The sequence below is a fragment of the Polynucleobacter sphagniphilus genome, from assembly GCF_029892205.1.
Taxonomy (GTDB): Bacteria; Pseudomonadota; Gammaproteobacteria; order Burkholderiales; family Burkholderiaceae; genus Polynucleobacter; species Polynucleobacter sphagniphilus.
Window position 1 is genome coordinate 764,044 of record NZ_JARXVX010000001.1, and the last position, 12,852, is coordinate 776,895.

Sequence of the window (12,852 nt, forward strand, 5' to 3'; positions counted from 1 at the left end):
ATGATTCGTTTACCTAAGCTTTTTAAGCGAAAAACTCAATCTGATGATCTCGATAGAGACTCATTGGTGTCCAGGCGCACCGCTCGCAAATCGATTCCACGTCACATGCAACGCGTCACTGAAAGCGAAGATCTTGCCCTAACGGAGGATCCAGAACGTCAACGTGCCCGTCATCGTCTCATAGGTGCCACAGTATTGGTTTTTATTGCTGTGATTGGGTTGCCGCGCATTTTAGATAGCAAGCCCAAGGCTGTTAATAATGATATAGCCGTCAATATCGTGACGAGTTTGCCTGCACCAAATGCAATCCCCGCTGTATCCGAAACGAAGTCAGCGCCTCCTGTGATTGCAGTAGAGAAGTCCAAGACCCCTGATGTTCCTGTAGAAGCTCCTAAAGATCCTGCACCTGCGGCTGAGGTGAAACCTGAACTTAAGCAAGCGCAAGGCGCAGTATCCGCTTCAAGCAATGCATCTACTACCAGTGGAACATCTAAAAATTTAGCATTGGGTCTTGCAGCAGGAGAAGAGGTAGTTGCAACCAGCCCTAAACCAAAAGTGGAGACCAAGGCATCTTCGGGATCAGGTAAGTATGTGATTCAAATAGGAGCCTTTGCTTCGGAGGATCGGGCTAAAGGTTGGACTGCCAAAATGAAGGAACAAAAGATTCCTAATTACACAAATTCAAAAACTGGCCCCGATGGCGGAAAACTCTTTTTGCTTCGCGCAGGGCCATTTGCAAGCAAAGAGTCGGCTGAGGCGGCGGAGAAAAAATTAAAATCAATGGGTTTGACTCCACATCTTGTTGAAGTGGGTGCTAATTAATGGAATTGCTCTCCACACTGAAGTTAACAACGGTGGATTACTTCACCCTAGTAGTTTTTTTGGTATCAGCCTTGGTGGGAATTTCTCGGGGTCTTTTTAAGGAAGTTCTTGCCTTAGCATCTTGGTTTGTCGCTGCATGGGTTGCCTATCATTATGCTAACTATCTTTCTGTAGAATGGCTCTCCACTTTTCATCTAGATGAGCTTTTAAGTCTGGGGCTGAGTTTTTTAATTCTTTTTATCCTGACCTTGATTATTTGTGGATTGCTCGGGAATATTGTGCAAAAAATAATCTTGTCAGCAGGCCTTAGCATGACAGACCGCTTCTTAGGTTTGGTGTTCGGCCTGATACGTGGAGGCCTGGTGATTGTGGTGTTGGCAACCTTAGCGGCGTTAACACCCATCCCTCAAAGCATGGCCTGGCAAAAAGCAATTACTCGTCCCGCCATTGATGCGGCGACAAGTTTTATTAAGGGCTGGTTGCCAGTCGACTGGGCAAAACAATTGGGTGATGTAGTTCCTAAAATTACTCCGTCAGTCAAACCAACATTAACAATAGGGATCTAGGTCTATGTGCGGCGTCGTTGGAACAGTTTCCCATTCACCAGTAAATCAATTGCTTTACGATGCACTCTTGTTATTACAGCATCGCGGTCAAGATGCTGCCGGCATTGCTACGATGAATGGTAATTCATTCACGATGCACAAAGCTAATGGCTTGGTGCGGGACGTTTTTAGAACTCGTAATATGCGTAGCCTCTTGGGTAACGCGGGCATTGGTCAGGTGCGCTATCCAACTGCTGGATCTGCCAGCAGTGAAGAAGAAGCTCAACCGTTTTATGTGAGTGCACCTTACGGAATTATTTTGGCTCATAACGGCAATCTGACAAATGCACCAAGTCTTCGCGTGGAAATGGCTTATCGCGATCGTCGTCATATCAACACCAGTTCAGATACAGAGGTGTTGTTAAACGTTCTTGCTGATGAATTGCAAAAGGAAACGAATAGCGCAGCCCTTGATGAGGGTGCAATGTTCAATGCTGTCACTCAAGTTGCTAAAAGGGTTAAGGGTTCATATGCAGTTGTTTCTCTCATTGCGGGCTATGGCTTGCTTGCATTTAGAGATCCATTTGGCATTCGCCCTCTCTGCATCGGCCGTATTGATACACCTCAAGGACCAGAGTGGATGGTTGCCTCTGAATCGGTTGCCTTAGAGGGTCTTGGATTTACATTTGTGCGTGACGTCAATCCGGGTGAAGCTATTTACATTGATCTCGATGGTAATTTCTATTCACGTCAATGCGTAAATGATGCTGTGTTGACGCCATGTATCTTTGAATATGTATACATGGCACGTCCGGATTCAACCATTGATGGTGTAACGGTTTATAACGTTCGCATGCGGATGGGCGACTACCTAGCTGAAAAAATACGCAAAGAAACGAATGTTGGTGAAATCGATGTTGTAATGCCTATTCCTGATTCAAGTCGTCCAGCTGCAATGCAAGTCGCTAAAAAATTAGGCGTTGATTATCGAGAAGGTTTCTTTAAGAATCGTTATATCGGTAGAACATTCATCATGCCTGGTCAGGCAGTTCGTAAAAAATCAGTCCGCCAAAAATTGAACGCCATGCGAATTGAGTTCAAAGACAAAACTGTTTTGATTGTTGATGACTCCATTGTGCGGGGTACAACCTCCTATGAAATTGTTCAGATGGCACGTGAATCCGGTGCAAAGAAAGTAATTTTCGCTTCGGCTGCACCACCAGTTCGATTTCCTAATGTTTATGGCATAGATATGCCAACTCGGAGTGAGTTAGTTGCATATGGCCGTACCGATGAAGAGATCAACAAGATGATTGGCGCCGATCAGTTGATCTATCAAAGTGTAGAAGACATGAAGCAAGCTGTTCGCGATATCAATCCCGATATCCTAAACTTTGAGGCATCCTGCTTTGACGGTAATTACATTACCGGCGATATCAATGAGTCTTATTTAGATGCGCTTGAGGCTGCACGCAATACTTCTGCTGCAAAGGCTGATAGGCAACATGATCCAGCGGATTTTGCGCGTTCTCAGCTACACCTTCACCTGGCAACTGAAGACTAAAAGCCAGACAGAAATGCCTTGAAAAAGGCATTTCCCTCATTCAGTGTCAAAATAGCGTAATGAAGAACTCTAAACGCCAAAAACCTGACTTTTCCAAGCTAGCGCTCGAGACCATTGCAGTGCGTGCTGGAACGAGACGTACCGCGGAATTTCAAGAACATTCTGAAGCGATGTTTCTTACTTCGAGCTTTTGCTTTGATAGTGCCGAATTGGCTGAAGATGGTTTTGCGCATGCTGACCAAGGTTTTATCTATTCCCGTTTCACAAACCCTACTGTGAGTATGTTTCAAGACCGCTTGGCAGCACTAGAGGGTGGTGAAGCTTGCATTGCCACTGCATCTGGCATGGCAGCAATCCTGACTACTGCAATGGCGCATCTACAGGCGGGTGATCATGTCATTTGCTCCCGATCTGTATTTGGTGCGACCATTCAATTATTCTCTTCGATCCTGGGTCGCTTTGGCATCACTACGACATATGTTGATTTAACGGATCTGAAGGCTTGGCAAGCTGCTGTCCAAGCAAATACCAGGCTATTTTATTTGGAAACGCCTTCTAATCCATTAACCGAAATTGCTGATATCAAGGCCATTAGCAAAATCGCCAAAAAAGCAAATGCCTTACTTGCGGTGGACAACTGCTTCTGCACTCCGGCTTTGCAAAAACCATTGGCATTGGGTGCTGATGTTGTCATTCACTCTGCAACAAAATATCTTGACGGCCAAGGCAGGGTCGTTGGTGGAGCAATCGTTGGAAGTAAGGAGTTTGTTACCGGTAAGGTGTTCCCTTTTGTTCGCACTGCAGGACCTACTTTGTCTGCTTTTAATGCTTGGGTTTTCTTAAAAGGTTTAGAGACACTTGAATTGCGTATGAAACAGCAAAGTCAAAATGCTTTGCAACTAGCGCAATGGCTCGAGAAGCAATCCGGAGTAGAGCGCGTTTATCATCCAGGCCTTAAATCTCATCCTCAACATGCATTGGCCAAGCGCCAACAAAAAGCTGGGGGTGCAATTCTTTCCTTCACTCTAAAAGGTGGAAAGAGGGCAGCATTTCGCTTAATTAATCAAACGAAACTTTGCTCAATTACTGCCAATTTGGGTGATACGCGTACTACCATTACCCATCCAGCAAGCACTACACATTGCAGGGTAAGCCCGGAGGCTCGAAAGGCTGCTGGAATTAGCGATGGATTGGTCCGAATAGCGGTTGGCCTAGAAAATGTTACTGACTTAATCAATGATCTACGCGGCGGCTTTAAAAGCCGTTAATCAGCGCACCCAAAAGATTACTCCTATGGCTTTTGAAAATGCAAACCAATTTTGGAATGAGCGATTTGATAAAGAAGAATTTATCTTCGGTAAGCTACCTAATACATACCTTGTTGAAAAGGTCGCCGAATATTTGCATCAACCCCAAAACATTCTCTGTATTGCTGATGGTGAGGGACGTAACGGTGTATGGTTAGCAAAGCAGGGCCATTCAGTAGATGGTTTTGATGTATCCGATATCGCTTTAAAAAAAGCACAAGAATTTGCGGCGGAAAATAAGGTTTCCATCAATTATGAATTAAGCGATGCCGATTCATATCATTGGCAGGCCAACACATATGATGCTGTTGTTGCAATTTTTATCCAGTTTGCTGATCCAGAAATGCGTGCGCGCCTTTTTAAAAATATCGTGACGTCTCTCAAGCCTGGTGGAGTATTAATATTGCAAGGCTACACCCAAAAGCAACTTGAATACAAAACAGGTGGTCCCATCCTGTTAGATCATCTCTATTCGGAACAACTTGTTCGAGACCTGGTTTCTAATCTTGAAATCTTAGAGCTCAAATCTTACGAAGCCAATTTGAATGAAGGTACGAGACATGTGGGGATTTCTGCGCTACTTGGCCTAGTAGCCAAAAAGCTAGATTAGGACCCCCAATCTTTTTATATATTTTGCAATCGCCGAGGATCATTTATCGGTCGCAGTGGCATGATATGGATTTGCTGCGGATCTATCTCTAAATAGACATGTTCTCCCGCCTCTAATCCCAGGCGTTTAAGCTCAGCAGAAGAAGCATCCCAATTGATTGACAACCCGCTATCTCGTATTGCCAACTCCACAGAGGCAATTTGACCTAAGGTACTTACCTGTTTAATAGTTACTGGAAGGGTTGCGTGATTCGCTTGTCGATGAACACTTAAGCCAGACTGTGGCACTACCCATGCAACATCCATTCCCGCGGGAATTTTTCCTTTGTCAATAACATCAAGTATATAGTTTGTTCCTTCCCAAGATAGTTTTCCAGCATTAAATTTGCCCTGAAACGTGTTGCTGATTCCGACCAATTGAGCTACGCGAGTATTTCTGGGCTTTTGAAATAAAGCACTTGGCGTGGCCGTTTGTAGTGCAATACCCTGATCTATTACGGTTATATTGTCCGCCAATAATTCTGCCTCACGCAGGTCATGAGTAACCAATAAAATTGGAATAGAGAGATCTTGGCGAATATCTGCCAATGTCCTGTATAGACTTTGTCGTGTAGGCACATCAATTGCAGAAAAGGGTTCGTCTAACAAAAGGACCTCGGGTTGACGTGCCAAAGCCCTGGCCAATGCCACACGTTGTTGTTGGCCCCCAGAGAGCTGATGAGGTCTTCGATCTGCTAAGTTGTCTATACCCATTTGCTCTAACCACTGCAATGCTAATAATCGTTTACGTTCAAAATCAATGCCAGAATTTTGCAGAGCAATCAACACATTCTGAAGCGCATTGAGGTGCGGGAAGAGTGCGTATTGTTGAAATAAAAACCCACACGATCGCTTAGCAACCGGAACAGACAAAAAATTCTTTCTGTATTCGTCAGCGTTAAACCATACACTTTCAGCGCATTCAATTTTCCCAATTTCAGGATTGCTCAGCCCAGCAATCATTCTTAGAACGGTAGTCTTTCCACTGCCGGATGGACCAACCAGAGCGTGAATCTGACCATCCATACATTCCAAACTAACCTGAATCGGCATCGGAATATGTTGGGAAATTTTGATCTTGAGCATCAAGGCTGCCCTCTCGAAGATTGGCCTGGCATTTTTCCGAATACGCCATATGAAAACGCAATAGCGCAAAGCGATATCACAAGTAGCAATAAAGAAAGTAGGCCTGCACCCGCAGCATCAAAACCCTGCACCTTGTCGTAAATCGAGATCGAAACTGTCTTGGTTTCACCAGGGATAGCGCCTCCTACCATCAATACAACGCCAAATTCCCCTAATGTGTGGGCAAATGTGATGACTGCTGCACTTGTAATCCCTCGCCAAGCAAGGGGAAGTTGAATTAAGCGAAACATTTGCCAGCCGGATAATCCACTTACTTGAGCGGCCTCAAGGATATCTGGATGAATTGCCTCAAAGGCTCTCTGAATTGGTTGAATTGCAAATGGAAGATTAACTATTAGGGATGCTATTAATATTCCCGCAAATGAAAAAACCAGAGGAATGCCGTAAATAGTTTTATCGCTGAACCCCACTAAGAAGAAATAACCGAGCACGGTGGGGGGTAGCACTAAGGGAAGCGCTATTAAACCCTCTATCCAGGGTTTGGATTTATTCAGCTGGATGATCTGATGTGCAAATAAAACGCCAAAAGGCAATAAGATTGCATTGGTCCACAAAGCTAATTTGAAGGACAAAAGAGTGGCTTCTAGATCAAACATGCGGCCCATTAAATTTTAATTTATGCATTTCAAGCATTTTCCATCATGTACCTCAAATAACTATAAAACTTCCAGCCAACTCGGTGCTCAAAAGACAAATTCCCATTAAAGTAGAGGTTTCACAGAATTTAAGTGTTTTATAGCGTCAACTTGAAAGAATGCAATGAATCATCATCGTCGTAACCTGGTTCAATTTACCGCAATTTTTACCTTAATGGCTTCTGCTGGTTTAATTACTGAGGCTCAGGCTGAAGAATGGAATAAAGCTGCTTTTGAGGGAAAATCCTTGGATGAGGTCTTTAAGGCTTTGGGCAGCACTAGCACCCCTGAAAAATCCTCTTTAATTTCAATGAATGCCCCGGATATTGCTGAAAATGGAGCGGTAGTACCCGTTTCCATTGGCAGCAATCTCAAGGCGCAGCAAATTGCTATTTTGGTCGAAAAAAACCCAAGCACTTTAGCTGCGCAATTTTTTATACCTGCAGGTACTGAATCTTTTGTCAGCACTCGCATTAAGATGGCTCAAACATCCACCGTCTTCGGGCTAGTTAAGGTCGATGGTAAGTGGTTGATGACTTCAAAGGAAATTAAAGTCACTCTTGGCGGTTGCGGTGGCTAATTACATTTCACGCAAAAACATATTAGTTAATAAGGGGAATATACATGGGTGATCCGATGCGCATTCGGGCGGCCGAAACCAATGGAGTGGTTGATGTCAAAATCTTGATGAAGCATGATATGGAGTCGGGCCAACGAAAAGATGCTTCTGGAAAGTTAATTCCCGCCTGGTTTATCACTATGGTGAATGTAAAGGCTCAAGGGAAAGATGTTTTCAATGCAGAGTTTGGTTCAGCCGTATCAAAAGATCCTTTTTTGAATTTCAAATACAAGGGCTCAAAAGGCGACAAGCTTCTTGTAAGTTGGATTGATCTTCGCGGTGACAAGAGGTCTGATGAGGCAACGGTTTCTTGATTGCATATGAAAAACTCTAGGGCATTGAAAATTCAATTCATTAGCGCAATTTTTTTGCTGCTTATGACCCCATTTTCTTTTGCTCAGACTACTACGGATGAAATTGCCAAATACCGTGCAATGCTAGCAGATGATAATCCTGCTGAATTGTACGAAGCAGCAGGTGAGGAGTTGTGGAAGAAACCTAGCGGCCCTAAAAAATCGACTTTAGAGCGTTGCAATTTAGGGCTCGGGCCTGGAGTGTTAAAAGGAGCTGCCGCACAACTCCCGCGTTACTTTTCGGATACCAAAAAGGTTCAAGATCTTGAGTCTCGCCTAATGACTTGCATGTATGTATTGCAAGGTGTTCCAGAAAAAGAAATTGTGAATGCACCCATGCAGGAGGGGCTCAAAAAGGATATGGATGCGATTGTGGCTTATGTCGTGGCCCAATCCAAAGGCATGCTGATTCATGTAAGTACAAAGCATCCCAAAGAAATGGAGTCTTATGACTTAGGTAAAAAAGCCTTTTTTTATCGAGCTGGACCGATGGATTTTGCATGTGCGACCTGCCATTCGGCAGATGATAAGCGTATCCGTCTGCAGGACTTACCAAATCTAACAACGCCTACAGGGGCAGCAGCAGGGTGGGGTACTTGGCCAGCATATCGCGTTTCAAGCGGGCAGTTTTGGACCATGGCTATGCGCCTAACTGATTGCTATCGTCAACAACGCTTCCCTTTCCCAATCTATGGCTCTGAAGTATTAACGGCCTTATCCATGTATATGGCCGTTAATGCAAATGGCGGAACTATGGAAACCCCTGGCTTAAAGCGCTAGATCCTGGCAAATGAAAAATAACCTAACCCACTCTCTGGCTCTATTGCTTTTTTTCTATGCTTTGATTTTTAGTCAATGCACTTATGCTCAAGACAAACCAGATGCCCATTTCCAGAAAATGATGGCTAATAGCTTTAGAACTGAAGGTATTGCCAATATAGATCGGATTGCGCAGGATGAAACGCAACGATTTTGCTCAAACCCGCAATCCAGTAATAATGAGCAATATCAAAAAAGGGTCGAGGGAATACAGCAACTCAATATGGCAAATATACCTGCCCCTAAAGATGGTCGATACATCGGCGATTGGCAAAAAGGTGAAGTGATTGCGCAAAACGGCCGCGGATCAACCTGGACCGATAATCAACAGACAGTAAATGGTGGGGGTTGCTATAACTGCCATCAAATTGATCGGAAAGAAATTGCTTACGGAAACCTTGGGCCCAGTCTATGGAATTATGGGAAATTGAGGGGTTACTCACAGGAGATTGTCATTTATACCTGGAAGAAAATTTTTAATCCCAAGGCTTTTAATGCCTGCAGTGCGATGCCACGTTTTGGACATTTCAAATTACTTACTCAAGAACAACTTCAAGACCTGATGGCGCTTTTACTTGATCCTCGTTCGCCAGTAAACCAATAATACGTATGTCACTTGAACGTCGTGATTTTTTAAAGGCGCTAGCAATAGCCTCGGCGGGTGGACTTAGTCTTCATTCTAATTTTGCCTCGGCGCAGCAGACGGCGAATGCTTTCTACGAATTACCGCGCTTTGGTAATGTGCATCTTCTTCACTTTACCGATTGTCATGCACAACTATTGCCCGTGTACTTTCGAGAGCCTAATGTCAATATTGGAGTTGGCTCTCAAAAGGGCAAAACGCCCCACTTAGTAGGTGAGTATTTCTTAAAAGCGAACAATATTCCTGCTGGGACAAAAGATGCGTACGCGTTTACATATTTAAATTTTGATGCTGCTGCCCAGCACTATGGTCGTATGGGGGGCTTTGCTCATTTATCAACCCTGATTCAACAAATCAAGGCCAATAGACCAGGATCCTTGCTTCTGGATGGTGGTGATACATGGCAAGGCTCTGCTACCGCCCTTTGGACTAAGGGTCAGGACATGGTCGACGCCTCTTTACTGCTCGGGGTTGATATTATGACGGCCCATTGGGAGATGACTTTAGGTGAAAACCGAGTTCTTGAGATAGTCGAAAAAGATTTTCAAAACAAGATTTCTTTTCTTGCGCAGAATATTAAAACTACTGATTTTGGGGATGATGTTTTTACACCTTTCGTAATTCGCGAGATGAATGGCGTTCCTGTTGCCATTATTGGTCAAGCTTTTCCGTATACGCCCGTGGCAAATCCTCGCTACTTTACCCCGAACTGGACATTTGGTATTCAAGAGTCTAATTTACAAAAGACGATTGATTTAGCCAGATCCCAGGGTGCTAAAGTCGTTGTTTTACTATCTCATAATGGGATGGACGTAGATCTTAAGTTGGCATCCCGAGTTCGCGGCATAGATGCCATCTTGGGTGGTCATACTCATGATGGCGTACCTATTCCCGTTCAGGTGAGGAACGCTGGCGGCACTACTTTAGTAACCAATGCTGGCTCTAATGGTAAATTTCTTGGGGTATTGGATTTTGACGTGAAGGGTGGGCATGTTGTCGATTTTCAATACAAACTACTTCCCGTTTTTTCTGATCTATTGCCTGCAGATCCTCGCATGTCTAGACTTATCGAGCGGGTTCGCCAGCCCTATGAATCAGTGCTTAGCGAACCACTGGCCGTAACGCAAGAATTACTTTATAGGCGTGGTAACTTTAATGGCAGTTTTGATCAAGTGATCTTGGATGGCTTATTAACGCAAAAGAATGCTGAAATCGCCTTTTCGCCTGGTTTTCGATGGGGTACAACGCTCTTACCAGGACAGGTTGTTACTATGGAAAACCTCATGGATCAAACGGCCATTACTTATCCATACACCACCAATTCATTAATGAGTGGGCAAACCATCAAGACCATACTGGAAGATGTTGCTGACAATTTGTTCAATCCAGATCCCTACTACCAGCAAGGTGGCGATATGGTGCGAGTAGGGGGCCTGAATTACGCAATTGATCCCAATGCATCTATGGGAAATCGTATATCTGATATGCGACTAAATGGAACTCTACTTGATCCTCATAAGTCCTATCGCGTTGCTGGGTGGGCCCCGGTAAGCGAGGATGCTGATATGAGGGGTGGCGAAGCTATTTGGGATTTAATGCGGAGACATTTAAAAGAAGTGAAAGTAATTGAAGAAAGCAAATTAAACGAGCCGCTTATTAAAGGCGTTAAAAATAATCCAGGAATTGAATCCTTGATTTGATATCTACATAATGATGAAAAAGTTAAAGTTAATTGTTACTTTTATAGCGTTGGTATTGGCATCCACACTATGCATTGATGCCGCTAATGCTCAGACTAAAGTGGTTTACCACATTGATGACGCACAATCACAGGGCTTAAAGGGCCTTAGAAATATTCGCAATCACCTTGACACATCACCCGCCACTGTAATTATTGTCGTGACCCATGCTGCTGGGGTTGATATGTTGATTGAGGGTGCTAAAGATAAAAAAAATGGGGTTGAATACGCGCCTCTAGTCGCAGCCCTAAAGTCACGCGGTGTGCAGTTTGAGGTTTGTGAAATTACGATGAAAAATCGCGGCCTGAATAGGAGTCAATTTATTCTCGATGCGGACTTTACGCCTTCTGGTGTTGTTCGAGTTGCTGATTTGCAATTTCAGGAGCATTACGCCTATATCAAGCCATAAGATCGTAAAATAGGCGGATGAATAACCTTGATATGGCTAACCTAAGTCATTATGCTCTTTTGGCGACTTTTTTTGTAACTGTGCTGCTTGGTGCTGTGATGCAGAGAACCAGTTTTTGCACAATGGGTGCCATTTCTGATTTTCTGGTTATGTCCGATTTAACTCGGGTTCGCCAGTGGGCGCTAGCGATTGGCGTCGCAATTATTGGCGTATTTATTCTCTCTTCATTGAGTCTAATTGATACTGGTAAAACAATTTACACCAGCTCCCGCCTCTTATATCTCTCAATTATTGTGGGTAGTATCTGCTTTAGTTTTGGGATGGTTTTGGCTTCAGGCTGTGGAAGTAAAACGCTGATACGAATAGGCGGTGGAAATCTAAAGTCTGTAGTGGTATTTTTTGTGCTCGGCCTAAGCGCATATATGACTTTACGCGGCTTCTTGGCCGTGTTTAGAGCGAACTTCCTAGACAGTGTTTTTATTGTTTTAAATACAAATCAAGATCTACCAAGTATTTTTGCTGCTCAGTTTGGCGTTGATCGTGGGTTGATGCACCTTTTTATTGCCTTGGCGATTGGGGGGTTATGTGTTTTATTTGCACTGCTCAAGAAATCGTTTTGGACCTTCGATAATCTTTTAGCAGGCCTAATGGTTGGTTTCGCTATCTGCTCAATCTGGTGGATCTCTGGCTACATCGCCCATGTAGCAGAAGATCCCAATACACTCGAGGAAGTTTTTTTAGCGACCAATTCTGGCAAGATGGAAAGCCTGTCATTCGTCTCTCCATATGCCTACACCTTAGATTGGCTAATGATGTATAGCGATACATCAAAAGTTTTAACTATTGGAATTGTTGCTGTAGCCGGGATGATTTCTGGTTCAGCTATTTATGCTTTAGCAAGTAATACATTTCGATGGGAGACTTTTGCAAACACAGAAGATACTGCAAATCATCTAGTAGGGGCGGCTTTAATGGGTTTTGGCGGCATCACTGCACTAGGCTGCACCATTGGCCAAGGTCTCAGCGGGATTTCTACCTTGGCATTAGGATCCTTTATTGCTATGCCCGGTTTTGTACTCGGCGCCTATTTAGCCTTAAGATATCTACAGTATCGACTAGCTCCAAATCCTTGCAACTAGCTTCCTATTTTTGAATGGAATAGACATGCAGATTGATTGGTTTAGCTTCACCCCTGGTCCAGCCTTATTAGGAGGTGCCATCCTTGGCCTTGCTGTAGCACTATATGTTTTACTACATGGCCGAATTTTGGGCATTAGCGGCATTGTTTCTGGATTACTTAGGCCGCAAGCGGGTGATTTGACCTGGCGTTTCAGCATTATTTTGGGCTTAATATCAGCTCCTTTTTGGGGTGCATTATTGTTTGATTTGCATCCACTTGCCGTTATTGATGCAGACTGGAAAATGATTATTCTCGCCGGCTTATTAGTTGGATTCGGCTCCCATTATGGGTCGGGCTGCACAAGTGGTCACGGTATTTGCGGTCTTTCCCGCCTTTCTCCCCGCTCTGTCCTTGCAACACTAATATTTATGTTTTCAGGTTTTGTCACTGTTTACATTACACGCCATATATTAGGCATTTAAT

15 protein-coding genes are annotated in these 12,852 nt (G+C 44.0%); 13 read left to right on the top strand and 2 right to left on the bottom strand.

Annotated features, from left to right (window positions below; translation table 11 throughout):
- From M2125_RS04030 to M2125_RS04050, 5 genes are read left to right on the top strand one after another with little or no spacing between them, the layout of a single operon-like run.
- Nucleotides 1–822, top strand: coding sequence for an SPOR domain-containing protein (locus M2125_RS04030; protein WP_277541055.1), 822 nt, complete (start codon nucleotides 1–3; stop codon nucleotides 820–822).
- Nucleotides 822–1,388 (top strand): CvpA family protein, encoded by a 567-nt coding sequence (locus M2125_RS04035; RefSeq protein WP_280742506.1) that lies wholly within the window; start codon nucleotides 822–824, stop codon nucleotides 1,386–1,388. The genes M2125_RS04030 and M2125_RS04035 overlap by 1 nt, the downstream gene beginning before the upstream one ends.
- Nucleotides 1,389–1,392: 4 nt before the next feature.
- Nucleotides 1,393–2,931 (top strand): amidophosphoribosyltransferase, encoded by a 1,539-nt coding sequence (gene purF, locus M2125_RS04040; RefSeq protein ID WP_280742507.1) that lies wholly within the window; start codon nucleotides 1,393–1,395, stop codon nucleotides 2,929–2,931.
- Between the two features lie 59 nt (nucleotides 2,932–2,990).
- The gene (locus tag M2125_RS04045; protein ID WP_076023386.1) at nucleotides 2,991–4,199 is read left to right on the top strand and encodes an O-succinylhomoserine sulfhydrylase; all 1,209 of its coding nucleotides are present in this window, start codon (nucleotides 2,991–2,993) and stop codon (nucleotides 4,197–4,199) included.
- Nucleotides 4,200–4,224: 25 nt separating this feature from the next.
- Entirely contained in the window at nucleotides 4,225–4,848 is a 624-nt protein-coding gene (locus tag M2125_RS04050) for a class I SAM-dependent methyltransferase (protein WP_076023435.1), read from the top strand.
- Between the two features lie 14 nt (nucleotides 4,849–4,862).
- Here M2125_RS04050 and M2125_RS04055 read toward each other — a convergent pair whose 3' ends face one another.
- A complete protein-coding gene (locus M2125_RS04055; RefSeq protein ID WP_076023387.1) occupies nucleotides 4,863–5,972 on the bottom strand; it encodes an ABC transporter ATP-binding protein in 1,110 nt (369 codons plus the stop codon).
- Nucleotides 5,972–6,628: a molybdate ABC transporter permease subunit gene (gene modB / locus M2125_RS04060; RefSeq protein WP_280741527.1), complete on the bottom strand. Its 657-nt coding sequence runs from the start codon at nucleotides 6,626–6,628 to the stop codon at nucleotides 5,972–5,974. The genes M2125_RS04055 and modB overlap by 1 nt, the downstream gene beginning before the upstream one ends.
- Nucleotides 6,629–6,791: 163 nt before the next feature.
- On the opposite strand from modB, the gene soxY reads away from it, so the two are divergent.
- The 8 genes from soxY (at nucleotide 6,792) to M2125_RS04100 (ending at nucleotide 12,851) form a co-directional block, all read left to right on the top strand.
- A complete protein-coding gene (gene soxY, locus M2125_RS04065; RefSeq protein ID WP_280742508.1) occupies nucleotides 6,792–7,247 on the top strand; it encodes a thiosulfate oxidation carrier protein SoxY in 456 nt (151 codons plus the stop codon).
- Between the two features lie 44 nt (nucleotides 7,248–7,291).
- Nucleotides 7,292–7,600 (top strand): thiosulfate oxidation carrier complex protein SoxZ, encoded by a 309-nt coding sequence (gene soxZ, locus M2125_RS04070; protein WP_076023389.1) that lies wholly within the window; start codon nucleotides 7,292–7,294, stop codon nucleotides 7,598–7,600.
- Between the two features lie 63 nt (nucleotides 7,601–7,663).
- Nucleotides 7,664–8,419 carry a sulfur oxidation c-type cytochrome SoxA gene (gene soxA / locus M2125_RS04075; protein WP_233126623.1) on the top strand — a complete coding sequence of 252 codons (756 nt, stop codon included), beginning with the start codon at nucleotides 7,664–7,666 and terminating at the stop codon, nucleotides 8,417–8,419.
- 10 nt (nucleotides 8,420–8,429) lie between these two features.
- On the top strand, nucleotides 8,430–9,062 hold the full coding sequence (soxX, locus tag M2125_RS04080) for a sulfur oxidation c-type cytochrome SoxX (RefSeq protein ID WP_280742509.1): 633 nt from the start codon (nucleotides 8,430–8,432) through the stop codon (nucleotides 9,060–9,062).
- A gap of 5 nt (nucleotides 9,063–9,067) precedes the next feature.
- Complete coding sequence (gene soxB, locus M2125_RS04085; RefSeq protein ID WP_277541077.1) at nucleotides 9,068–10,801, top strand: thiosulfohydrolase SoxB; 1,734 nt, start codon at nucleotides 9,068–9,070, stop codon at nucleotides 10,799–10,801.
- Between the two features lie 10 nt (nucleotides 10,802–10,811).
- Complete coding sequence (locus M2125_RS04090; protein ID WP_420875826.1) at nucleotides 10,812–11,249, top strand: DsrE family protein; 438 nt, start codon at nucleotides 10,812–10,814, stop codon at nucleotides 11,247–11,249.
- Nucleotides 11,250–11,266: 17 nt separating this feature from the next.
- Nucleotides 11,267–12,388: a YeeE/YedE family protein gene (locus tag M2125_RS04095; protein ID WP_280742510.1), complete on the top strand. Its 1,122-nt coding sequence runs from the start codon at nucleotides 11,267–11,269 to the stop codon at nucleotides 12,386–12,388.
- Nucleotides 12,389–12,413: 25 nt separating this feature from the next.
- Nucleotides 12,414–12,851, top strand: a complete 438-nt coding sequence (locus M2125_RS04100) for a YeeE/YedE family protein (protein WP_280741533.1) — start codon at nucleotides 12,414–12,416, stop codon at nucleotides 12,849–12,851.
- Nucleotide 12,852: the final 1 nt, after the last annotated feature.